Raw genomic sequence first — 22,755 nt, 5'->3', positions numbered from 1 at the left:
ACTAGCGTAATAATAAAATAGGCGATAAGGTTTTGGTGATAATCTTGGTAGTGGTGCTACCGATAAAGAGCTGTTGAAACTTCGAGTGCCCATAAGCGCCGATGACGATCATATCGATAGCATTATTGGCTTGAAACTCAACCAGTCCCTCAACGACATCATCATAAGGCAAGTGATGAGCCGTAACGGTAAATCCTGAAGAGCTGAGCTGCTCAGTCACAGCTGCTAAGCTACTTTTGGCGGTATCATTATCATTACCGACCATCACAATATAACCTTGCAAGCCCTTTAGCAGCTCGCTATTCGCCACCATCTGCGCCGCTTTTATCGCGGTTTTACTGCCGTCAAAAGCGATAAGATATGAGGCTGGTGTTTTAAATGATTCTGAGCAAATCAAGATAGGCTTATTAGAAGCGCGGGTCACCGTTTCAATCTGACTACCGATATTGACGCGATCATTTTGATGATCTTCTCCGCGTCGCCCTAGCACGATCGCACGGTTTTCGCTGTCAAAATGTTCGATGGCGGGCAGTAGTTTACCGCGGCGTCTATAAGCTTTTATCTCAACATCGAAGTGGCTACTTATATGGCTTTTTGCATCTTCGATGAGTGCGTTGCTATAGCTGTTGACCACTTTAGCTCTTTGCTCATCCAGCTGTGTCAACTCCTCTAGTAATATCTGCCGACTATCGATTCCTATCGTTCCTGATAAGTCGCGTCTAGAGGAGACAGGGACATCAACCACATTGAGTAGCGCCACCGCTAAATTGAGGCGATCGGCGTACCATGCTGCATAGCTACAAACGGACTGAGTGACGGTCGAGCCATCAACACAAGCTAAAATATGCTGTTCACTAGACATAAAGTCTCCTCAATATAAAAATCATCGGCTGTTGGCGTGGCTACTGATTGTCTTTACTATAGCAAATTATAAGATTGTATGAATAGCGCACAAAAAAGCGCTCTAGAGAAGTCCTCTAAAGCGCTTGCGCTTATCATCAATTTTGAGTTATGAGCTATGAGCCGCAGTTGCAGCACTTAGCGCACATATCACACTTATTACAAGTAGCTTCGCTAGTACAGCCGCACTTTGAGCAGCTACAAGTTTTGCTACGAATGGATAAACCGCTTAGATGTGTATTTTGGGTCAATGACATAAGTAATCCTTATTATCGATGAGTGATAACTTATACTGTCATAGAGCAGAGACTTATTCAGTAATTATCTTGTGGGCTTGACGCAAAGGTTTGTTAGAAAAAAAGTAACAGCCTTTTAAAACTGTTGTTGTGAGTATTGATAAGAGCATACGTGCTATGAGCGCTGCATGGACTTACTGACACTTGCGATCAAAGTGACCATAAGCATACCTGTAACTACTAGTACCGCTGCCATTAGATGCGCTGTCTCATAGTTTAGCGCTTCGACTTGCTCATAAATCGCGATGGAGATGACTTTTGTTTCGCCTGAGATGCTACCGCCTATCATCAATACCACGCCAAACTCGCCAATGGTATGAGCAAAGCTTATCAGACTACCCAATATAATACCGATACGCGCTTGCGGTAACGCTATGGTGATAAAGCGTCTAAGGCGACTGGCTTCTAATAATTGCGCCATTTCTGTGACGCTTTTAGGAATTCGCAAAAACTGCGCGTAAACCGGTTGCACATAAAAAGGCAGGGAGTAAATGATAGAGCCGACCACAAGGCCTTCAAAGGTAAACACTAAGCTTGCAAGATTATGCGCGCTCAGCCATTGACCAATAAGCGAGTTCGGACTCATCAGCAGCAGTAAATAAAAGCCAATAACCGTCGGCGGCAGCACTAAAGGCATTGCTATAACGCCTAGTAAAATAACTTTGAAACGACTGACAAAACGATAACGACTGGAGCGCGCAAGCCAATAAGCAAGCGGGGTCGCGAGCAATAAGAGACATAAAGTCGTGACGCCTGCCAGCTTAAGGCTGACCCAAAATGGCATTAACATCGCTGATAAGAGAGAAGGGTCGACCATAGCGCTACAACTATTACAGCAGAAGGGGAGTAATGGTACTCATCAGCTATTAACTATTAGCCATCATGAGTTAACCGTTGTTGCTTAGCCATTTGGGCGACTCATTGTCATAATATTCTTGCTTCCAAACGGGAATATCGGCTTTGATGGTATCGAGGATCCAGCGGCAAGCATCAAACGCCGGATAGCGGTGGGCGGAGATCACACCGATCCAAACGGCAATATCGCCAATCTCTAATGCGCCGATACGGTGAATGGCAACCGCAGCGGTAATCTCAAATTTTTCTTTAGCCTCATCCATGATTTGCCGACCTTGGTTAATCGCCAAATCCTCATAGCCGTAGTAAGTCAAACGCTCGACACAGCTGGCATTATTATGATTGCGCACGCGACCTTCAAAACAAGCAAAAGCACCGCAGCTGTCGTCATTGAGCATGGCTCTAAGGCGCGTCTCGTCAATAGCTTCATCTAATAGCGCAAAACCATCACGCTCAGCGATAGCATAAGCGTCATCAGCACTGCGCTTGATTTGCATCGATTGGCTATGTACGTCTTCTTTATCGCCAATTTTTATTTCGTTGTTTTTATTCTCACCAGTCATTGATATGCTCAGATTATGAATCGGTTCTAGTTTAGTTCGACTATTTTGAGTTGTGTTATTTTTGCTAGGCTAGAGTTGTAGTCTACGACAGATAATTAGCGACTAGCCGCCTGCCACAGGGGTAATAAACACCACGCTATCGCCATCATTAATCGGGTCATCCCATTTGGCAAAGTAATCATTTACCGCCACACGCAGATCGGCTTGCGGACGGCTAAAGTGATGCTTATCGCGAAGCTGCTCATATAGCTGAGCTAGTGAAGTATCAGGGGCAAGCGTGACTTGCTCTTGCTGACAATTGGCTTCGTCCGCAAGACTGGCAAAATACAGTACATTGATGGTCATCAAATCATTTGTATTGTCAGTCATCTTACTACTCCTATAGAGCGGCGCTGCATGGAAAAGTGCAGCGTTGCTTGAAATCGTTTATTCGCTAAAATTATTTTTGATAAAACATCACACTTAGACTATGTTACTTGATGGTTATAATCTGACTTGCCACCGGTCTTAGTCATGAGTTTGACTCCATCAATCACGATGTCATGCGACAGCGCTTTGGTCATGTCATAGATGGTCAGGCAAGCCACGCTAACAGCGGTCAGCGCCTCCATCTCCACCCCAGTTTTGTGAGTGACTTTCACCGTTGCATTGACCATGATGCTATTTAAGCTGTCGTCATACTCGAAACTTAAGCCAATTTTATCTAGCGGCAATGGATGACAAAGCGGAATCAAATCATGAGTACGCTTGGCTGCCATAATACCTGCGATATGGGCAGTTTGGGTGATACTGCCTTTTTTTGTCATGCCATCAGCGGCTTTTATTTGACCATAGATGTCCGCTGGAAAACACACCTGACCGACAGCATGCGCTTCTCTAGTAGTAGCTGTTTTGTGGCCCACATCGACCATATGAATCTCACCATCGCTGTCTAAATGCGATAGGGTAGCGTGCGAGCGGTTTGCAGTATTAGCCGGAGCATTTTTATAATCAGAAGATATAGACATGTACTTTTCTTAACTCATTAAAGGTTACTTATATTTTATAAGTCTCAAAACGCTAGTCGTGACCTGGATTGGCGCGCATAAAGTGCGCAACAAAGTTACAGGGACGGGTACGATTATCGAACTGCTCTTTTAAGATATCATTCCAGCCGGTACGGCAAGCACCGGTCGAACCCGGTAGGCAGAAGATGCCTGTGCCATTGGCCATACCAGCGATAGCGCGCGACTGAATGGTTGACATACCGATATCCTCTTTGGAGAGCAAACGGAACATCTCGCCAAAACCGTCAATCGACTTGTCAAACAATACGCTGACCGCTTCTGGCATACTATCACGGATAAAAAACCCAGTGCCGCCTGTGGTGATTACTGCATGCACATTAGGATCAGCAATCCAGCCACTAATGACCGCACGAATGTGATAAATATCATCAGTAATCAGCTGACGATCAGCTAAGTGGTGACCCGCATCAACCAAGCTATCGGCTAAGTACTGCCCTGAGCTATCCTCCTCAAGCGTACGACTGTCAGAGACACAAAGCACAGCAATATTCAGCGGGGTAAATTCTGCAGCAGGCTTAGACATAGATATTCCTAATTCTAATCATTTGATAAGTTTAAATATTTTATTTTTACGGTTTGACAGTTTGCCGTTTTACTATGAGAGCTCCATCTACATACTCTAACCACCGATAATCGATAAGTTATGCATCATGCCGCTATTAGACTCATGCAGATGGTGATGCTCAGGCTTAATCGGCATAAAGCTATGCAAGGTGTTGACTAGACCTTGCACATCGTCGTTTTTCAGATAATCTCGAATATCGTAATTGCCTTCATCAAATAGACACAGATGCACTTTGCCTTGGCTACTCACGCGAAGACGATTACAGTTATCACAAAAGTGCGCGGCATAAGGGGCAATCATACCGATACGCCCGAGATAGTCAGGATGGCTGTATTCTATTGCAGGGCCATCAGCGCTACCGCGATCATGCGACTGCCAACCGCGCTCGAGCAGATAATCCGTAATCATATCAGACTGCGCATGCTGAGCAAAAAACAAATCGCTGTTGTCACTGGTCTGCATAAACTCGATAAAGCGGTAGGTCACAGGACGGTCTTTGACGTAGTCCATCGCGTCAATTAAGTTTTGAAAAGCAGTCTCCGCCATTAAGATACTATTAATTTTGAGCTTAATATCAGTAGTCGCTAGAAGGGTGTCCATGTCGCGCATCAGCTGGGGCTGGGTATTAAAGCCCGTCATCTGATGAAAAGTATCGGCATCGAAACTATCCATACTGATGTTGAGCTGGTTTAGTCCTGCCGCCTGCCAGTTGGCTAGGTGCTTGCCAAGCTTGTAGCCATTGCTAGTCATTGCGACCATCTCGATACCAGCGGTATTCTTGATCGTTTCGATAACCTCCACCACATCGCGTCTGATCGACGGCTCGCCACCAGTGATACGCACCTTTTGCGTGCCCACTTGCGCAAAGCCTTGAATCAAAGTTTTGATTTCAGCGACGGTGAGCTCATCGGAGGGGCGTTTGCCTTGGTAGCCGTTTGGCAGACAATACTCACAGCGAAAGTTACAAAAATCAGTGATAGAAAGACGTAAATAAGTCAGCCGCCGCGAAAACCCATCGGTTAGCGGTTTACTATCAACCACCGAATGATCAGCGCCTAAATGACTGGCACGAGCAGAGTCGACAGAGGATAACACTGAGCTATTCTGTGCTTGTGGATCAAAAATATCAGGCTTTAAAACAGGTGAATACAAAAAGGTACTCCCAATAATGGGGTCATAAAAGAGTATAAGCGATTACGGGCGCTGTTGTCGTCAAAATTATGTATTTCTAAACAGCCCCTAGACTCAATAGCTAAACAAAGCGGGCAATAATTACTGTTCTATAGGCAGTTATATCAATAATCAAGCCATCCTTGCTGTCGAGCATAAGCTAATTGTTTAGGAGTATCAATATCATAGCTAAGATTTGAGTGAGCCACCGTGGTGACTTTCTCAGGAGCTAGCGCTCTAATAAAGTGCCGCAAGCCTTTGTCGCCACTGAGCGAGGATTGCCATGATTTTAGTACGTTATAACTGACAACTAATGGCACACCCACGATATCATGCTTATTATCATCAATAATAAATCTCTCATCCAAATTCGGGTAACGACTGGCGACGACTATATTATCTTGTGCTAGAAGTTGATCTAAATGAGGAGCGCTTAATAACACTTGATCCACGCCCATAATCAATACGCGCTTCATCGCTAAATCATGCTGAGATTTTAATGCATCAATAGCTAAAGATAAGCTCTTTGCCATTCCTAATTGTGGATTAGGGTTACTAACGATCTGTATGCTTGAGTTTGGCGCTGTCAAACGGTTAACAGCCGTTTCGATAACGTCAGCAATAGCTGTATCTTGCTGAGGAATGACGACAATAAAAGCTTTTGGCTGAGTCACCAAAGCAAGCATCGTCATATAGTTAATTAATGGTTTACCTTGTTTTTCTAGAAGCTGCTTTGGCTGACCTAATCGATGACTTAATCCGCTGGCTAAAATAATGACCGCATGATTTGGAGGTTTGTTTTGATTGAATGATGAGCTATCCTTGTCATTCATAGCTGGCTTTTGGCTGCGCTAACTCTTTAGTAACTGCAACTTGCTCATAAACGACGGCGCTAATTTGCGCGATGATACTTAGCGCTAACGCTTCAGGGCCATCACCGCCAAGCTTATAACCGATAGGGTAGTGCAGCTGATTGATACCGTCTGCCAAGGCGGTAGGGTCAGCGCAAGTTGCGCTAATCTCCTTAATCAAACGCTCAGTACGATAGCGCGGGCCTAACTGACCGATGTAATTACAATGATTGGCATTCTTTAACAAGACAGCTAAGCGTGCCCGATCTTGGCTGAGGCTATGCGACATTAGTGCTACCGCTGCATTTTGACTCAGTTTAAGTAGAGTTTCGCTATCGTTAAGAGCCACGTATAACGCAGCATCAGCCTGCGGGAAACGCTGGCGAGTGGCATACTGCGGCCGACTATCGATCACGGTGACGTGCCAATCTTGCAGCTTTGCCATGGTTACTAGCGGCATGATATCATTGCCTGCTCCGCAAACAAGTAACCGAATTTGCGGTTGCAAACGCTGCACTAACCACTCGGTTTGTATAGCGTTTTTTGAGCTATTGTCATTTGCAACCGGACTTTTTAAAACCAGATAATCAGCGTGTCTTTTACTCACTTTATAAGCAGATAACTCATCGATTACTGGCTTTGGTAAATTTGTGGTTTGCTCTGGTATCTTTTGTGAGTTTTTATTGTCATCTAAAAAACTGGCGTTTAAATGAACCCTAGTACCAACGGTTACCTCAGAGCTGTTAGAGCGTATTAAAGTAGCGACAGTAGTAGACTCTCCACTTTGACGAACTTTCTGAATTAAATCTAAATACGGCATAGCTGAAGATAAGCGCTCAAATAACACATGAACTTTACCATTGCAGCCTAAGCCAAAGTTCAGCTCGTCTTCTAAGTCTACTGTAAAATCTACAGCATCATTATCTAACTTTTCCTCTAGCTCATCCTCCAAGTCTTCTTTTTGCTCATCACCGGTTTGATAGACCTGCACGCTTGCGCCATGACGCGTCAGCCAAAAGGCGCGTTTAATAATGTGCGGTTCAAGGCAGCCGCCGCTTATCATACCTACTGAGCGACCATCCTCGCAAATAAGCATCATAGCGCCAGGTTTACGATAAGCTGAGCCTTCAGTGCGCACGACTGTCGCGAGCACCGCATCAACGTGCTGCTGCCGTGCGTCAAAGGCGAGCTGTAGAATGTCTGCGACTTGATTCATATTTTTGCGTTTCTTTTTATACTTTTAGGGATAAGATAAATAAAACCTGCTTAAGATTAGAATTATCATTCAGCAGGTCTTATTCAACAGGGGCTATACTTCGATGTCGACTATTACTCAGGCATATCGGCTAAGATTTTGTCCAAAGTAATCGGGAAGTCATAAACACGCACACCGACTGCATTATAGATGGCATTAGCAATGGCTGCCGCTGACCCTGATATAGAGGTTTCCCCAATCCCTTTAATATGCATAGGGTTAGTATAAGGGTCATCCTCTTCTAACAAAATCACATCCAACTGCGGTACGTCCGCGTTGACCGGCACATGGTACTCGGCAAGGTCATGGTTACATAAGCGCCCATCGTGCTTATCATGAATGACCTCTTCCATCAAAGCAGAACCTATACCAAATACCATACCGCCATAACACTGCGAGGTTGCAAGCTTATGGTTGAGAATACGTCCTGCTGCATACACGCCAGTCATACGCTTGACGCGAATCTCACCGGTGACTTTATGTACCGCCACTTCAGCGAAGTTGGCCCCAAACGAGGCTTGGCGAAGGTTTTTGCCATTTTTACCCGGCTTGATCTGGCCTTTGGCGCTGATTTCTTGCTCGTCAAACTTAGCAATAATATCAGCTAGTGCATAGGACTGATTATCATCAAAGTCGTATTGCTCATTTGCAGGTTTTAATTCAGGAAGCGGCATACCTGTCTTTGCCGACACCTTATCTGCCAAGTCTATAGCCTTATCTACCAAGCCTGATACTTTATCTACCTCGCTTTTATCGACTACTCCTTTTTCCACCAAGTTTTTATCGACAAAATCTGCTACTTTTTCTCTACTTGCTCCAATAGCGGCTTCTGCCTTACTAGGCTGATGCTCACCTGATTTCTTGATTTGACCGTTATCTATACGAATCGTATCGGCATGTAGACCTACTTTTTTTGCAAGCATTTTGCGTAGCTGCTCACAAGCCAAATAAACCCCACTACCAGCACTGGCCGCGCCAAAACTGCCGCCAGAACCTGATGCTGGCGGTAAATCACTGTCGCCAAGTTTCATCTCGATATGATCGATAGGTAGTCCTAACAAATCGGCGGCGACCTGAGTAAATACGGTATAAGAGCCAGTGCCGATATCTGTCATATCGGTTTCGATAATGGCTTTGACGCCAAGCTCTTTTGAGTCATCGACTTGTAGTATCGCCCGCGCTTCAGAAGGCTGCAGCATATTGCCACGAGAAGTGCCAGACATACCGGTACCTATCCACCAGTCGCCTTCTAGTCGGCTGGCAGGTTTGGGATTATGCTCATCCCAACCAAATGCTTCAGCGCCTTTTTCCATACAGGCGACCAGCTGACGTGTGGAAAACGGCATCTCTTCGCTAGGGTCTTCTTCAGGTTCGTTCCGGCGGCGCAGCTCAATAGGATCCATCTCAAGCTTAGTCGCCAGCTCATCCATCGCACACTCAACAGCAATCATACCCACCGCTTCACCAGGAGCACGCATAGAGCCTGATAATACGTGATTCATATCCACCATCTGATAGCTGACGCGGCGATTCTCTCCGCGGTACAAAAAGTGAGTGGATAGTGCTGTTGGTTCAAAGAACGCCTCGCCTGGTAAATTGCTGGTCGTGGTATCGTGAATAAAGGTATTAATAATACCCTCTTCATTACAACCAATAGCAATACGCTGACGGGTGTTTGAGCGTCTTACCGTCGCCTCCATCACTTGCGGGCGCGTCATAGTAATCAGTACCGGACGACCGACTTCTTTAGAAGCAATAGCGGCAGCAATAGATTCTGGCGCGATACCTAGCTTACTACCAAAACCGCCGCCGACATAGTATGAGATCAGCTCGACTTGATCTTTCTTCAAATCTAATGCGTCCATTACTTGCTGCTTACAAGAGGCGATCATCTGGTTTGAAGTATATAAGACCAGCTTGTCATCTTCCCAATGAGCCAAAGTAACGTGCGGTTCCATCGGTGAGTTGCTCTGACTTGGGGTATGGTACACACTATCGAGGGTTACCGCCGAATCAGCAAGGCCTTGCTCTGGATCTCCGTGCTTAGCATTCTTATCCGAGCCTTTTTTCTCATTTACCTCATGGGCGTTAGGCAGCTCTTTAGTAAAATCCAAAGCCGCTTGATCGGTTTCGTCTTTATAAGTGACTTTAAGGGCGTTGGCGCCTTCGGTCGCCGCTTCAAAAGTTTCAGCGACAACGACTGCGATGGGCTCACCATGATAAAAAACCTCACTCACACCCTGAGTCGGTGCTTCGGTCTCAGTGCCTTGCTGTGAGTTACGTAAGAAGCGCTTAGGGTCAGTGACGACTTTAATAATACCTGGTATATGGGCAATCGAGTCGCTATCGATCTTTTCAACTTTTCCTTTGGCGATGGTCGAGCCCACCAAGACACCATACACTTTATTGTCTAATTGAATCTCTGCCGAATAATGAGCTTGACCGCTAACCTTTAACGAGCCCTCGACGCGGTTAATTGGTTTACCTACCAAATTACTTGCTGTTTTGCCGAATAACGTCTCAACCGGCTTATCCATCTTCTCTTTGTTAGTGGGCTCTGCCGGTAGTACTGAATCTAATAATGACATGATTATGCTCCCTCGCCCGCTAATGCACGCTTAATAACCTGTTTTAGCAAACGGCGTGTTAGTGGTATTTTAAAATCGTTTTGACCGCTACCTTTGGCATCTTTTAACAACAAATCTGCTGCCTGTTTGATAGTGTCATCGTCGCCCTGCGTATTCGTCAACAAATCTTCCACATCTTCATTGCGCCATGGCTGAGTACCAATACCGCCAAATGCTAAGCGTACTGTCGCCAAATTACCATTATCATCAGCGTCTATCACAGCTGCACACGATACAAGCGCAAAAGCATAAGAGGCGCGGTCACGCACTTTGTCATAAGTGTGTATACCTTTAATAGGCGCTGGCAGCACGACATGCGTGATAAGCTCGCCTGACTCTAAAACGTTTTCGATGTGGGGAGTGTCTTTTGGCAGACAATAAAAGTCTTTTATTGGAATCTTCCGAGTCGAGCCATCGGTTTTTGCAGTCTCAATAGTAGCGTCAAGCAAACGCATAGCGACCGCCATATCGGACGGGTGTTGAGCAATACAAGCGTCACTTGTGCCTAAAATTGCAAGGGGGCGGTTCTCACCGTTAATTGCAGGACAGCCAGTACCCGGTTCACGCTTATTACAAGGGCTATCGGTATGATAAAAGTAGTAGCAGCGCGTACGCTGCAGGAAGTTACCGCCAGTCGTCGCCTTATTACGCAGCTGTCCGGTCGCCCCTGCTAATATCGCACGAGACAATACCGGATAATTGGCAATCACACTAGGATGCGCGGCCAAATCACTATTGCTTACTAAGGTTCCGATACGTAGGCCGCCATCGGCAGTGTCTTCAATCTGTTCAAGCTCTAAGCGTGTCACATCAACTAGCTTGGTTGGCGTTTCAATCTCAAACTTCATGAGATCAAGCAAATTGGTACCGCCTGCGATAAATGAGGCTTCTTTAGGAGTAGCAAACATTACCGCTTGCTGCGGTTCAAGGGCACGGATATATTCAAAGCGTTTCATGAGCGGCCTCCTGCTGTGCTACTGGCAGTTTTATTGTGGTTTACTGATTGATTACCAAGTTGGGACTGACTGGGCGGCGGTGACCAAATACCTGTCACTGCTGAGTCTTGCAGCGAACCTGTAGTCGTCTCTTCACTAGAAGAAGCACGCTTATTTGACACTTCGCTCTCAAGCACTTGTGAGATGGCATCCACGATATTGGGGTAAGCAGAACAGCGACAAACATTGCCACTCATGCGCTCAGCGATCTCTTGGACTAACAACCCATTCGGGTTTTTGAGATCTGTCGTCACATAGCTTGGCCAGTTTTGTTTCACCTCTTCTATTAAAGCCGTAGCGGAACAAATCTGCCCTGGCGTGCAATAACCACACTGAAAGGCATCATGATCTTTAAAGGCTTGCTGCAAGGCTGATAACGACTCAGGCATTCCGATACCTTCGATCGTGGTGATCTCATCGCCGTCATGCATAACCGCAAGGGTCAAGCACGAGTTGATGCGCTCACCATTGATAAGAATGGTACAGGCACCGCATTGACCGTGATCACAGCCTTTTTTGGGTCCGGTAATTTGTAGATGTTGACGACATAAATCTAGAATTGTCGTGCGCGGATCAAGATCGTCAAAGGAGTAATCTTGATTATTGATATTTAAAGTCAAGGTATTCATGCTGGCTTCCCGCTGGCAGATAATGGCTAAATTTAAGGATAACTAATAAGTCTCCATAAAATAGTAGAGGCAGCAGACTGGGGCGTCTGTGTAGTAAATGTTACTCTCTTGGCGTTAAGAGAGTAGAGCAGAGCGATGAATTCAGCTCTCAGTATCAAGCACAGACCTTACTATTGGCTTACTAAAAGAAAGTAGGATAGGTTTTATCGATGAGCGAAGATATAGCAGTTTGGCGTACTGTTTGCTTTTGTAACGGCATTATTAAATCACTTAGAGTATAGCAATGACGGTAACAAGAGTATCAACTTCATTTTGAAAACTATTGTCTGCTTGTTTCTACTATTATCTTGATATTTTATCTGCGCTTGCTACTTATCTGCGCTTGCTACGGCGCTTGATCTTTTGCTGCAGACGCTGATCTTTAGGGTGACTTATAGGGTTGATAGATTTGCTAATAGCGCAGACTGTATAGACCACTAACGTTAAGGCGATGATAAAAGGTGTCAGCAGCCATATTAGACTATTAATAATAAACGGTAGAAGTAGGCCATGAAATAGAGCAGTATTGGGTATCAAGGTGTCACATAAGGCATCTATAATGCGTTTGGATATAGGGAACAATAAGGTGCTAACTCCTAATAAATAAAGGAGCTCGATAGAAGCATAACCCTTAGCAAATACTATGAAATAAAACATCATATAAAAGCTAAAGCTCAATAACCAACACTTAATAGAATAGCTGACCTGTAGCATATGCGACCTCATAACGCCAAAACCCGCTGATATCTGACACACTGGCATGATCAATCTTAAAACTACAATGTCAGATAGAATGTAAGAGAAATACGGTTGAACTTATGTCTGCAAAATATCATCATAGCAAAAAATTTCTACACTGTTTCTATTATATTCATTTTTTTACATATTTATTTTGAACGGCTGTTTAAACGATGAAAAACCCTCAGAGTGGTTAGCTATGAGGGCTATAAAGGTTGTATTGTATTTAAGATGTTGAGAGCTTAACTCTTCAATGTTTAGTTATACGCCGCCTGCGCCTTTGCTTGAGGTGTCACTATTTTCTACTAAGATAGCCGCCGCCGTTTTTTTGAGGGTCTGCCACTGCTCATCATCGACATAGATGCCTTCTTTCCAAGCGCGATTATGCGTCTCATACAGCTCATCAGTCGATATCTTATGATCAAAATCTCGGCTCTCGTTATCGATATCGAAATTTGACGTTGCAAGCTCAATTATCATATCGTCGGTGTTGTAATTGGCTTGAATGTCATTAAAAAAGTAAATATCAGGATAGGTAAAGCCTTGATTTAGGGTAAATAAAGTGTGCTTCGGCGCGCTACCATTGTCCCATTTGGCAAGGCAGGCGATACCTTTGTTCGATAAATTGACCAGCTCGCTATAAGCCAGCCAGCGATTATGGCAGTTCTCGATATAGATTTTATAATGCTTAAGATCTCCCATTTTTTCTAGCGCGTAGTCCATGATAGCGGGCAGGTGGCAAGCTAAGCTGCTGCTATGCAAATTAAAGCGAATCTCAGTCTCGCTCTCATCAACGATATCGATAGGCGTATCTTGCTCCGTCAAGATATAAGGCGTAGCATTATTGAATTGCTCAACGCCATCAAGCCCCGCCATTTGCAATTCGGCAACCATAGTGGCGACTAGATCGGCTTCGCCCACTTCGCGGTGCATACCGGTAAAGGCTTTGTACACGGTACTGACAATCTCATTGCGTCAGACGATCATAACTCTATCTCCTTCATCGCTTTATCTGCATGGTTGGGCGCAATGGGCGCAACGGGCATTGTCGGCAGTGGTCCATTGGGCGCATCGGTAGCCAGTATTGTTGGCTGCTTCGCTATAGACCTCTTATCCAAAGGTAGTCTTGGCAGCAGCGGAAACAGCCACTCATCGCTATGGACTTCATTGAACAGCGGCGCACCCTGAAATAACGTCACTCGTACCCAGCGATCGGAGCGTGGATCGAATTTGGTTGCGCCAAACATCGATAGTTTGCAGCGCAGCAGATGAATAGGCAGAGTGTCCTTTTGTAGTACGTTCATTTGGATATCGCCCATTGCTTTATGACCCATTGTCCAAACGCGGCGGGCGATAGTGCGATACTTGGGCTGTTTTAAGATAAATTCTGAAAGCAGCCGCTCAGGCTCGGCTTGTTTGAGCGCTACATATAAGCGGTTCACTTGCCGCGCGATATCTAACGACAGCTCACGATCATCGCCAGGTTCCTCTCCGCGCACGCCCATACGCGGCTCTTCTTTATCTATCGAGCGATACCAAAACCAATAACTGTTATCCGGCTCATTGAAGTCAAGATTAATCGCCCACTGATAACGGCTTTGTAATACCTCGAGCAAGTCTTCAACTGTTTTACCTTTCGGTAGCGACAAGGTCTCATCGGCGTTGACCTTTTCTTGAAAGGCGTCTACTTGCTCAGGATACAGCTCCATCAAGCAAGAGATAATGACCTCTTGGGCTTCATAACTTAAGTTATTATGCGCGTGCAAAAAATCGCCCCAAGTCTGGTAGCTCTTTATTGTCGTCAGTAAATTATTGCGTAGTAAGGTCAGCTCTTTTACTGCAGTGTTGTTTAACGAGGCTTGTGTCTCATCGATAGTGATGATTTGGGTAAAATGCTGAATAGCGCGGTTGAGTAAAGTTGAGAAATAAGCCGCTTTTTTTGAATTGATTTCGTTGACGAGTGTCGCTTGTAGCGCCTCTTCTCGCGTGGTCAGCCATTGATCGACAATGCAGGGATGATTAATCAAATAAGGCGCCATGCCTAGACCTGTGGCATTACCGATGCCCAAATAGCGCTTTATCTCAGGATGTAGCGTGATGGCCTTGTCACCGCCGCGCTTATGCGCTAAATAGTCGACCCAATCAAGACTGAATTCACGTAATAAATAAACGGCGCACATCTGCGCGCGAAAAGACTGATTAAAATCCTCGCTGTGATTCAGCGGCTCAAAATCATAAATACCAAATTTGCCATTACCATAAACGGCGGTAGTGCGCAGGATGTAGCCCACTTTCGCTAGGATATCAAGATCCGGCTGCTGGCCCTCTGCTAAGCGTGAGACTGTGTGCTCAAACACGCGCACACTCTTGTTCGCGCGCGCCAGCACCATGACCATGTTAGAGTTGCGGCCTGCTTCTTGTAGCGGTACGTTAGCTTTGAGCTGATCGAGTAGCTCTTGCCCAATCTCGCCATACACGAGACCAAAGGTGACATCCCACTTCTGTGCAATCACCCTGTCGTTACGCTCATCATCTGCCAGCTCATTGCAAAACACTACCAAATGATAGACATGCTCAGCGGTCTGCAAGCGGTAAATCACTTGGCCATAACCGTTGTCATCTAAATCCCAAAGATAGGTTTTGAGCGTCCATTGCTCTCTATCTATCTTACGTAGCAAAGTACGCACAAAGCTAATGCGCGTCTGATGCATAGCGCCAAGCCGCTCAGCGTCCATGACTACATTAGGGGCACGTAAAGAACGTTTTGCCAGCTCAATGCCTGTCATACTATTATCATTTGCATGATCGAAATTCATAATGCCTCCGTGGTAAGTCGTGTATTGAGCTGGTCATTTAGTACAGTATTAAGTGACGAAATGACCGATTATATTGAGCTTTGCCGGTTAAGGTTTTAAAGTTAATCCAGCTCTTTAACGATAGCCTGTTTTTCTAATCTCTCCTCTTGAATGAGATAGTCAGTCTCCATGCGATTAGGACGATAAAGGTCCTGATCGCGTGCCATTTGTTGAGCAATTTGCGGCCCATTTACTAGAGTAAATGAGCGTCCGAGCTCGTCTTGCTTAAGTCCCTTTAAATCAGCCATGGTTTGGCTTCCTGTAGTTGTCATGACGTCGTCATGCGTTAGCTTAAATTATATCAATGAAATCAGCCGTAAAAGTTCAAGAGCTTCAATGGTATGATGTCAAATAAAGGTTAACGCCAAAAACAACTGATGCCTTATAGCGTCATAAAGGATTGAATAAAATATAAGTCTGAGTATTAAAGATGTGATCAAAAGATTTAAGTCAAAGGCTTAATTCCTTGCTCTAAAAAGTCGAACCAGTTTTGACCGATGATTTTGCCTGCGTCAGCTTCATTGAAACCGTGTTGAAGCAGACCGTTATAGATGTTCTCCATACCTTTCTCGCCAGCAAACCAAGGCAAGTTATCTGGCCAACCTGAATTGTTAGCACTGCCTTCGCCGTAGTCCATCGCCTTTGACCAGCGGCCATTACGCATCCACTCGAGTACAGATTTTGGCTGATTAAGACACAGATCACTACCGATGGCTAAGTGCCGGGCGCCGTACTTATCGGCGCAATCAGCAATCATCGTGCAAAAATCATCAAGCGTGCAGTCGCTACCATTGGGCAGATGAAACGGATATAAACTAAAGCCAAGCAAGCCGCCAGCCTTGGTCAAGGCGCTAATCACGGTGTCAGACTTATTACGCAGCGCATCGTGGGCAGTAGTGGGGTTGGCGTGACTGATACAGATCGGACGGCTAGAGTGCTCTATCGCCTCAAGCGTGGACTGCTCGGCGCTGTGCGACATATCGATAATCATGCCGACGCGGTTCATCTCTTTAATCGCTTGCTGACCGAAACGGGTCACGCCGCTGTCTTTGGACTCATAACAACCGGTGGCGAGCAGGCTTTGGTTGTTATAAGTCAGCTGCATAATCAGCAGTCCTAAACGGCGCATCACGCTAATAAGGCCAATCTCATCATCGATAGGCGAGCAGTTCTGTGCGCCAAAAAAGATGCCAACTTTGCCTTCCTCTTTCGCGGTTTTGATATCTTCAACATCATAGACAGGTAAAATCAAATCGCTGTTTTGCTCAAAGTGCCTATTCCATTCAGCAAAGCGAGTCATGGTCTGACGCGCATCTTCGTGATAGACCAAAGTAGCATGTACCGCGTTGATACCGCTGGCCTGTAGCATCTTAAAATAATCACGATCCCAATTGCTATATTGCAAGCCGTCAATGACGATATGGTCTTGGTACATCTTGTTATCCTTTTGTGCTTTGATAAAGTGTGTCAGGCACTCATTAAAATAAGGCTGTCAGTTATTTCGCATAGCTGGTATAAATTTTCCTCGCTTGCTGTTCGCCATGCTCACAGAGGCTTCGAAAAATTCATCCCAGCATACTTAACTTTACATTAGCTATGACAAATTAAGTGCTTTATATTCATTTTTCTTAATACGCCTTTTGATAAGCTGTCTTCACAATGGTATAAAACTCTTTGGCGTATTGACCTTGCTCGCGCGGGCCAAAGCTTGACTGTTTACGTCCGCCAAAGGGCACGTGATAATCCGTACCCGCAGTCGCTAAATTAACCATGACGCAGCCGGCTTGTACTTGCTCTTTAAACAGGGCGCTATTACGCAAGCTTTGGGTGATGATACCGCCAGTCAAGCCAAAACGCGTGTCGTTGGTCATGGCAATCGCCTCTTCTAAATCCTTGGCGCGTATCACGCAAGCTAAGGGAGCAAACACTTCTTCTTGGTTGACATCCCAGCTGTTGTCAGTCTCAGTAAATAGCGTTGGCGCCATATAGTAGCCGTCGTGCTGCTTTTGTAGACGCTCGCCGCCATAGGCAAGATTAGCGCCTGCTTGTTTGGCTTTTTCAACCCAGTCCATATTGGCTGCTAGTTGCTTGTCATCGACCACCGGCCCCATAAAGATACCGTCATCTAATGCGTGACCGACCTTTAGGGTTTTCATACGTTCAACCATCGCCTCGACAAAGGCATCATGGACACTATCCATTACAATCAAGCGAGAGGAGGCGGTACATTTTTGCCCCGAGCCGCCAAATGCGCCGGCAATCGCGGCATCAACTGCGATTTGCATATCGGCATCATCAGCGATAACAAGAGCGTTTTTGCTGCCCATCTCAAGCTGGCAACGCACAAAGTTCGGCGCAGTAGCGGCAGCAACTTTGCGGCCTGTCGGTACAGAGCCTGTAAAGCTGACCGCGTCGATATCGGTTGAGTGAATCAGCGCGTCGCCGACAGATGAGCCGCCACCTAATACTAAGTTGAACGTACCCTCTGGCAAGCCTTGACGGTGGATGATCTCAGCCATCGCCACAGCACTTGCTGGCGTTAAATTGGCAGGCTTCCAAATCACGCTGTTGCCAAAGGCGAGAGCAGGGGCGATTTTCCAAACGGCAGTCGCAGTTGGGAAGTTCCAAGGAGAGATAATTGCCACCACGCCTACCGCTTCGCGAGTGACTTCGACTTTAACGCCTGGGCGGACTGAATCTGCCAGATCGCCCATTTGACGTAAGACTTCAGCGGCGTAGTAATGAAAGAACTGACCGGCGCGATAAATCTCACCGCGACCCTCTGCGAACGGTTTACCTTCTTCTAGTGATAGTAGCGTACCTAGTTCGTCACAGCGCGCAATCATCTCATCGCCGATCGCTTGTAGGATAGATTGTTTTTTTTCAAGTGGCGTCGCTTCCCATTTGGGCTGCGCAGCACGGGCGGCTGCGATGGCGTCTTTGACTTGATCCTTGCTCGCCTGGGCAAAATCACCCAGATTTTCGCTAGTGTTTGAGGGGTTAATATTGGCGATAGTGTCTGTACCGCTTTGCCATTCACCATTGATATAAAGGGATTTCGTTGGGTCTTGCTTTAGGGTGGTTTGTGCAGTTTGAGTAGACATAAATAAATCCTTGATAAGATAGTTTGAATAAACGAAAAAGTTGATTTAAATATAATTATAATTATCGCCAATAAGGCATATAGAGCTTAAGGCACAGCAGCATAAACGACCAGCTCAACCAGCATCTCTTCGCGAGCCAGTCCTGCTATTACGAGCGCAGCACGGTTTGGGTAGGGCGCTTCAAAATATTCGGCATAGACTTGGTTAACGGTTTTGAGATACTCGCGGTCGGTCACATAGATCAGCACTTGTAATACCGCGTCCATGCCCACGCCTGCGCTTTGCAAGGTATGCTTGAGGTTATCAAGCGTCTGCCGCGTTTGTGCTTCGATGCCGCCGCTAACGACTTCTCCTTTATCATCGATCGGGATCTGCGCGGTGTATAAGGCACCATTACTCGTAACTGCCCACTCAAGGGGCGCTTTTGAGGCGTAAAGTGAGGTTTTTACCGCTTGTTTGGCTGAATGAGTGGTCATAACGCAAGCTTCCTTAGATAACATTAATAGATGTCACAACTTTAAATCGTTGTTTGATAGTTCTGGTCAATAGTCCTGTGGTTAGCATTTATGCTACTTGTTTTAATATGACAAATCTAACTCATTAAATATTGATAATGATAGATTTTATTTATCATGTAAGTTAAATTGTCAGTGCATGGTCTTAGGTGATGAATTATGAAAATACAACAGCTGCGGCATTTTTTACTCGTGGTAGAAGAGGGCGGTTTTCGCGCTGCCGCAGAGCACGCACACCGCACGCAAGCGGCATTATCAGCTTCTATCAAAGAGCTGGAAAAATCGCTTGGCAAGCCATTATTTGAAAGCGGTAACAAAGCTACCCTTAGCGCTTTTGGCGAGGTGTGTTTACCCAAAATTACTCAGTTTATGGCGGTGTATCAGGCGCTTGAGGAAGATTTGCAAGCAGTAGCGGCGGGCGATAAAGGTAAGATCAGAGTGGCAAGCGTACCGTCACTTGTGACTAAACTGTTGCCTAGCGTGTTGGCTGAGTATTCCAAAAGATATCCTGACATTGAGATTGTCCTGATAGATGACAATTCGGTTGGGGTGACCAATAGGCTGCTGGCAGGAGAGGTGGATTTGGCTTTGGGGAATTGCCATACCATTAACCAAGCCGATATCGATTTTACGCCTTTGATAGCGGATCCGATCGGCGTGGTTTGCCTAAAGAGTAATGCGCTAACTGATGAGCTACAGAACGCGACAGCGGCGCAAAGAAAAGCAGGGTTCGCGGCAGGTCTAAAATGGCAGCAGCTTATCGAGCAGCCGTTTATTTATAATGGTACTTGTGGCCTGCTAGAGAACACCCCTGCCGAGGTGTTAAACCGGCAAGCGCGCTATACGGTTGAGAATATCACTTCCTTATTTTCTTTATTGCGTCACGGTCTTGGTATCACCACTTTGCCTAAGCTGGCTTTTCCGTCTAATGAGCCTGATCTGATTTGGCTGCCGCTACTCAGGCCAGCTTTGACCCGGCAAATAGGCATTTTTAAGAGAGCGAATAAGACGATCTCACCTGCGGCGCAAACGTTTCATAAGTGGTGCGTGGAGTATGTCAAACAGGATTATTTGTTATAAGGATTGGTAGTGTCTCATTCGATAATGTTTGATATTTTTGCGGTTTTACAATCGATGGCGACTTGGCACTTAGCAGCCTTGTTTTTTGCAGGCATGTTGGCTTTTATCATATCTACTGTGTCAGGTGGCGGCGGTGCTTTGCTGCTGATACCGGTTACCTCTTGGCTATTCGGTGCCTCGTCAGCCGCTCCCATTATTAACCTAGGTACTTTTATAAGTCGTCCCTCGCGGCTGTACTTATTTTGGCAGGATATCGACTGGTCATTGGTAAAATACTATGTGCCAAGCGCTGTCATCGGTGCGTGGCTGGCAGCATTTTTGTTTAGTCGTCTAAATGCTAATTGGATTCAGCTATTGGTTGGTATTTTCCTTATCTCTACTGTATTTCAATACAGGTTTGGCAAAGTTGATAAGTCTTTTAATATGCCAAAATTAGGCTTTATACCTCTGGGTTTTGTGACCGCTCTTATCAGCACTTTGGTAGGAGGTTTGGGGCCTGTACTCAATCCGTTTTATATGAATACGGGACTCAAAAAAGAAGACCTTATCGCCACCAAAACCGCCAATTCGTTCTTTGTAGGTATCGCTCAGATAGGTAGTTATACTTTTTTTGGTATCTTGACCGCGCAGCTTTGGATATATGGTTTGGTATTAGGATTAGGCGCTATCGCCGGTAATGTCATTGGCAAGCGCTTTTTGGCGGGCATGAGTGTGAAGCAGTTTCGAGTCATGCTGATTTTACTCATGGTAGTCAGTGGTTTGGTAATGATCGTACAGAATATAGAGTGGTTGCTTTAATAGTGTTTACTTCTATAAAACAGATGTATCATCGATAAAAACCCTTAGTGAATAACACCTTCACTAAGGGTTAGTGGTTATCTTAACGTTTACAGTAGTCTAGGACAGCGCATTGGCTGTTTTGCTCATAGCCGTCACTAACGGATCAAGATATTTATAGCGCTTTTGATTAAGCAAAGTTGACGTCTCTAAGCTGACTGGTTTATCTATGTTTAGATAATCAAATAGCGCTTGCGCCGCTTGTTTACCAGAGGTTGCTGCTTGCTCCATCGTTGGGATTTTCCAGCGCCCAGTCACTGAGATAATCTCGCCAGCTAACACTATATTGTCCCACTGCGTCGCAGTATCAATCAGCTCGTCATCGGCATTACGTACGTAGATTTGCGCTAAGTTAACCCAGCGCTTACCGTTCTCTTGCAAGATACCCATCTCCGCCGTTTCGATATCAGCATAGTCTTGCCAATCCTCGGTATAGCGTAGATTGATAGCGTCAATAGAGCCGCCTTTTGCAATAGCTTTACGCTCGGCGGCATCAGTGATACCTAGCTGATAAAGGATTTCTTTGGCAGCTTCCTCAGGGCTACACTCCATAAAGCGCTTGCCAAACAGCGAGCCTTTATTAAACGGTGAGCTACAAGTGGCCGATAGATTATAGTCAAAGCCGTTAGGAAACTCAACATCCTGCCAAAAGCCGTCACGATGCTGAATTTGAAAGACGATATTCCACGGCGCATCAAAGCATAGGTTGTACGACTTACCCAAAAATGGCTCAAAAACTTTTGGCACTTCGCTCAACGGATACTGAGTGCCAAACGACCATTCATCATTGAACGGCTTTTTGACTTGCGGCATGAGCCCCAGTTTCCACAGCACCTCATGCGGTAGCGCCATTACTGCCGCATCAAAACGCTGGTCTTGCAGGGTATGTTGTAATTGACTGTCACTTGCTTGAATATCTATGCTCAGCTGCTCGTTATCATGGTGATGCAGATTGATTATCCGTGTTTGGGTGATGAATTTGACCCCGCGCTTTTTTAGCTTATCAACTAACGCGTCAATGACCTTGGATGTGGGACGATTAAAGCAGTAGGACTTAGAAGCCACGCCTTTTGGCAGCACAGGCGCGTCAAGCATCGGCAGGAACATCAGTACAAAGCTGTCCATGATATCGACCGCTTTACTATGCATGCGCGCGCCCGTCAAAATCCCGAACCAATTGGTTATAAAGCGCTTAGTATACGCGTCAAAGTCATCGATACCGATAATATCGCCTGCTTTTTTATGAGCCATTGCTGCACGCTCTTCATCAGAGGCATTGACGTGATGGACGATGCGCTGCACCAGTTGCAGCATGTCTTTTTTGTTGAGATTAAAGGTCTCAATCATCGACTCAATAGTCGCCAAATCTAACGACGCGCGTCTATCGACAGCGACTTTATTACCGCTATTTTTGCTCTGTATCTCTTCGTCATCAAGCGCGTTATTACCACTTTGATAAAACTGATAGTTATCAACAGGCGTCAACATATGCAATAAGCTCGCCCGATCGAAGAGATTAAACAAAGAAAAATAAGTCGAGCTTAAAGCGCGAATAGAGTGCTCTTCAAAACGCTGCGCCTCTTCATTAAAATACCCAATCATTTTGCCACCGCAGCGCGCACGAGACTCCACAACAGTAATCTCTAGATTTGGGTCTTCGGACAGCTCAAAAGCAGCAGTTAGCCCCGAGATACCGCCGCCTGCGATGAGTATTTTACGGTTTGTAGTAGACATAGTTATACCTCGTTATTTTTATAAGTGTTATATCTTTGTTGATAACCTTGTTTGGCTCTTTGGCTGTGACCGCCTAAGGC

The 22,755-nt window shown here is 45.6% G+C and carries 22 protein-coding genes; 2 read left to right on the top strand and 20 right to left on the bottom strand.

All coding sequences use genetic code 11. The annotated features are described in order from the left end of the window. Position 1 precedes the first annotated feature (1 nt). From W234_RS0106745 to W234_RS0106650, 19 genes are all read right to left on the bottom strand, one after another. A complete protein-coding gene (locus W234_RS0106745; protein WP_025645929.1) occupies positions 2 to 862 on the bottom strand; it encodes a universal stress protein in 861 nt (286 codons plus the stop codon). Between the two features lie 449 nt (positions 863 to 1,311). Continuing rightward, a complete protein-coding gene (gene modB, locus W234_RS0106735) occupies positions 1,312 to 2,013 on the bottom strand; it encodes a molybdate ABC transporter permease subunit (protein ID WP_025645927.1) in 702 nt (233 codons plus the stop codon). Between the two features lie 70 nt (positions 2,014 to 2,083). Continuing rightward, positions 2,084 to 2,614 carry a molybdenum cofactor biosynthesis protein MoaE gene (locus W234_RS0106730; RefSeq protein WP_051397445.1) on the bottom strand — a complete coding sequence of 177 codons (531 nt, stop codon included), beginning with the start codon at positions 2,612 to 2,614 and terminating at the stop codon, positions 2,084 to 2,086. 102 nt (positions 2,615 to 2,716) lie between these two features. Beyond that, the gene (locus W234_RS0106725; RefSeq protein ID WP_037059218.1) at positions 2,717 to 2,983 is read right to left on the bottom strand and encodes a MoaD/ThiS family protein; all 267 of its coding nucleotides are present in this window, start codon (positions 2,981 to 2,983) and stop codon (positions 2,717 to 2,719) included. Between the two features lie 98 nt (positions 2,984 to 3,081). Further along, a complete protein-coding gene (gene moaC, locus W234_RS0106720) occupies positions 3,082 to 3,621 on the bottom strand; it encodes a cyclic pyranopterin monophosphate synthase MoaC (protein ID WP_025645921.1) in 540 nt (179 codons plus the stop codon). A gap of 52 nt (positions 3,622 to 3,673) precedes the next feature. Next, positions 3,674 to 4,204, bottom strand: coding sequence for a molybdenum cofactor biosynthesis protein B (gene moaB, locus W234_RS0106715; protein WP_025645919.1), 531 nt, complete (start codon positions 4,202 to 4,204; stop codon positions 3,674 to 3,676). Positions 4,205 to 4,300: 96 nt separating this feature from the next. Further along, on the bottom strand, positions 4,301 to 5,398 hold the full coding sequence (gene moaA / locus W234_RS0106710; RefSeq protein WP_025645917.1) for a GTP 3',8-cyclase MoaA: 1,098 nt from the start codon (positions 5,396 to 5,398) through the stop codon (positions 4,301 to 4,303). Positions 5,399 to 5,541: 143 nt separating this feature from the next. Next, on the bottom strand, positions 5,542 to 6,249 hold the full coding sequence (locus tag W234_RS0106705) for a nucleotidyltransferase family protein (protein ID WP_025645915.1): 708 nt from the start codon (positions 6,247 to 6,249) through the stop codon (positions 5,542 to 5,544). Further along, positions 6,242 to 7,483: an XdhC family protein gene (locus W234_RS0106700; protein ID WP_025645913.1), complete on the bottom strand. Its 1,242-nt coding sequence runs from the start codon at positions 7,481 to 7,483 to the stop codon at positions 6,242 to 6,244. The genes W234_RS0106705 and W234_RS0106700 overlap by 8 nt, the downstream gene beginning before the upstream one ends. A gap of 113 nt (positions 7,484 to 7,596) precedes the next feature. Further along, positions 7,597 to 10,110 (bottom strand): xanthine dehydrogenase family protein molybdopterin-binding subunit, encoded by a 2,514-nt coding sequence (locus W234_RS0106695; RefSeq protein WP_025645911.1) that lies wholly within the window; start codon positions 10,108 to 10,110, stop codon positions 7,597 to 7,599. A 2-nt stretch (positions 10,111 to 10,112) separates the two neighbouring features. Beyond that, positions 10,113 to 11,105: an FAD binding domain-containing protein gene (locus tag W234_RS0106690; RefSeq protein ID WP_025645909.1), complete on the bottom strand. Its 993-nt coding sequence runs from the start codon at positions 11,103 to 11,105 to the stop codon at positions 10,113 to 10,115. Beyond that, positions 11,102 to 11,773, bottom strand: a complete 672-nt coding sequence (locus W234_RS0106685; protein WP_025645907.1) for a 2Fe-2S iron-sulfur cluster-binding protein — start codon at positions 11,771 to 11,773, stop codon at positions 11,102 to 11,104. The genes W234_RS0106690 and W234_RS0106685 overlap by 4 nt, the downstream gene beginning before the upstream one ends. A gap of 372 nt (positions 11,774 to 12,145) precedes the next feature. Further along, complete coding sequence (locus W234_RS0106680) at positions 12,146 to 12,472, bottom strand: hypothetical protein (RefSeq protein ID WP_156923968.1); 327 nt, start codon at positions 12,470 to 12,472, stop codon at positions 12,146 to 12,148. A 339-nt stretch (positions 12,473 to 12,811) separates the two neighbouring features. Beyond that, positions 12,812 to 13,516, bottom strand: a complete 705-nt coding sequence (locus tag W234_RS13785; protein ID WP_227501931.1) for a DUF3726 domain-containing protein — start codon at positions 13,514 to 13,516, stop codon at positions 12,812 to 12,814. 17 nt (positions 13,517 to 13,533) lie between these two features. Further along, entirely contained in the window at positions 13,534 to 15,366 is a 1,833-nt protein-coding gene (locus W234_RS0106670; protein WP_025645903.1) for a hypothetical protein, read from the bottom strand. A 101-nt stretch (positions 15,367 to 15,467) separates the two neighbouring features. Further along, on the bottom strand, positions 15,468 to 15,653 hold the full coding sequence (locus tag W234_RS0106665) for a hypothetical protein (RefSeq protein WP_025645901.1): 186 nt from the start codon (positions 15,651 to 15,653) through the stop codon (positions 15,468 to 15,470). A 197-nt stretch (positions 15,654 to 15,850) separates the two neighbouring features. Then, positions 15,851 to 16,840 (bottom strand): membrane dipeptidase, encoded by a 990-nt coding sequence (locus tag W234_RS0106660; RefSeq protein WP_025645899.1) that lies wholly within the window; start codon positions 16,838 to 16,840, stop codon positions 15,851 to 15,853. A gap of 193 nt (positions 16,841 to 17,033) precedes the next feature. Then, complete coding sequence (locus W234_RS0106655; RefSeq protein WP_025645897.1) at positions 17,034 to 18,509, bottom strand: aldehyde dehydrogenase family protein; 1,476 nt, start codon at positions 18,507 to 18,509, stop codon at positions 17,034 to 17,036. A gap of 86 nt (positions 18,510 to 18,595) precedes the next feature. Then, complete coding sequence (locus tag W234_RS0106650; RefSeq protein ID WP_025645895.1) at positions 18,596 to 18,985, bottom strand: RidA family protein; 390 nt, start codon at positions 18,983 to 18,985, stop codon at positions 18,596 to 18,598. Positions 18,986 to 19,183: 198 nt separating this feature from the next. Between W234_RS0106650 and W234_RS0106645 the strand changes: the two genes are divergently transcribed. Together W234_RS0106645 and W234_RS0106640 are read left to right on the top strand one after the other, a co-directional pair. Further along, positions 19,184 to 20,104 (top strand): LysR family transcriptional regulator, encoded by a 921-nt coding sequence (locus W234_RS0106645; protein ID WP_025645893.1) that lies wholly within the window; start codon positions 19,184 to 19,186, stop codon positions 20,102 to 20,104. Between the two features lie 9 nt (positions 20,105 to 20,113). Beyond that, positions 20,114 to 20,902, top strand: coding sequence for a sulfite exporter TauE/SafE family protein (locus tag W234_RS0106640; RefSeq protein ID WP_227501927.1), 789 nt, complete (start codon positions 20,114 to 20,116; stop codon positions 20,900 to 20,902). Between the two features lie 99 nt (positions 20,903 to 21,001). On the opposite strand, the gene W234_RS0106635 is transcribed toward W234_RS0106640, so the two are convergent. Beyond that, on the bottom strand, positions 21,002 to 22,675 hold the full coding sequence (locus W234_RS0106635) for an FAD-dependent oxidoreductase (protein ID WP_025645889.1): 1,674 nt from the start codon (positions 22,673 to 22,675) through the stop codon (positions 21,002 to 21,004). Positions 22,676 to 22,755 lie beyond the last annotated feature (80 nt).

The organism is Psychrobacter sp. TB15 (assembly GCF_000511655.1).
Lineage (GTDB): Bacteria > Pseudomonadota > Gammaproteobacteria > Pseudomonadales > Moraxellaceae > Psychrobacter > Psychrobacter submarinus.
This window is presented reverse-complemented; position numbering and strand designations above follow the sequence as displayed.

Coding starts and splice junctions, on each gene's coding strand:
- W234_RS0106745 (WP_025645929.1), bottom strand. CDS start 862: ATGTCTAGTGAACAGCATATTTTAGCTTGTGTTGATGGCTCGACCGTC.
- modB (WP_025645927.1), bottom strand. CDS start 2,013: ATGGTCGACCCTTCTCTCTTATCAGCGATGTTAATGCCATTTTGGGTC.
- W234_RS0106730 (WP_051397445.1), bottom strand. CDS start 2,614: ATGACTGGTGAGAATAAAAACAACGAAATAAAAATTGGCGATAAAGAA.
- W234_RS0106725 (WP_037059218.1), bottom strand. CDS start 2,983: ATGACTGACAATACAAATGATTTGATGACCATCAATGTACTGTATTTT.
- moaC (WP_025645921.1), bottom strand. CDS start 3,621: ATGTCTATATCTTCTGATTATAAAAATGCTCCGGCTAATACTGCAAAC.
- moaB (WP_025645919.1), bottom strand. CDS start 4,204: ATGTCTAAGCCTGCTGCAGAATTTACCCCGCTGAATATTGCTGTGCTT.
- W234_RS0106705 (WP_025645915.1), bottom strand. CDS start 6,249: ATGAATGACAAGGATAGCTCATCATTCAATCAAAACAAACCTCCAAAT.
- W234_RS0106700 (WP_025645913.1), bottom strand. CDS start 7,483: ATGAATCAAGTCGCAGACATTCTACAGCTCGCCTTTGACGCACGGCAG.
- W234_RS0106695 (WP_025645911.1), bottom strand. CDS start 10,110: ATGTCATTATTAGATTCAGTACTACCGGCAGAGCCCACTAACAAAGAG.
- W234_RS0106690 (WP_025645909.1), bottom strand. CDS start 11,105: ATGAAACGCTTTGAATATATCCGTGCCCTTGAACCGCAGCAAGCGGTA.
- W234_RS0106685 (WP_025645907.1), bottom strand. CDS start 11,773: ATGAATACCTTGACTTTAAATATCAATAATCAAGATTACTCCTTTGAC.
- W234_RS0106680 (WP_156923968.1), bottom strand. CDS start 12,472: ATGATGTTTTATTTCATAGTATTTGCTAAGGGTTATGCTTCTATCGAG.
- W234_RS0106670 (WP_025645903.1), bottom strand. CDS start 15,366: ATGAATTTCGATCATGCAAATGATAATAGTATGACAGGCATTGAGCTG.
- W234_RS0106665 (WP_025645901.1), bottom strand. CDS start 15,653: ATGGCTGATTTAAAGGGACTTAAGCAAGACGAGCTCGGACGCTCATTT.
- W234_RS0106660 (WP_025645899.1), bottom strand. CDS start 16,840: ATGTACCAAGACCATATCGTCATTGACGGCTTGCAATATAGCAATTGG.
- W234_RS0106655 (WP_025645897.1), bottom strand. CDS start 18,509: ATGTCTACTCAAACTGCACAAACCACCCTAAAGCAAGACCCAACGAAA.
- W234_RS0106650 (WP_025645895.1), bottom strand. CDS start 18,985: ATGACCACTCATTCAGCCAAACAAGCGGTAAAAACCTCACTTTACGCC.
- W234_RS0106645 (WP_025645893.1), top strand. CDS start 19,184: ATGAAAATACAACAGCTGCGGCATTTTTTACTCGTGGTAGAAGAGGGC.
- W234_RS0106635 (WP_025645889.1), bottom strand. CDS start 22,675: ATGTCTACTACAAACCGTAAAATACTCATCGCAGGCGGCGGTATCTCG.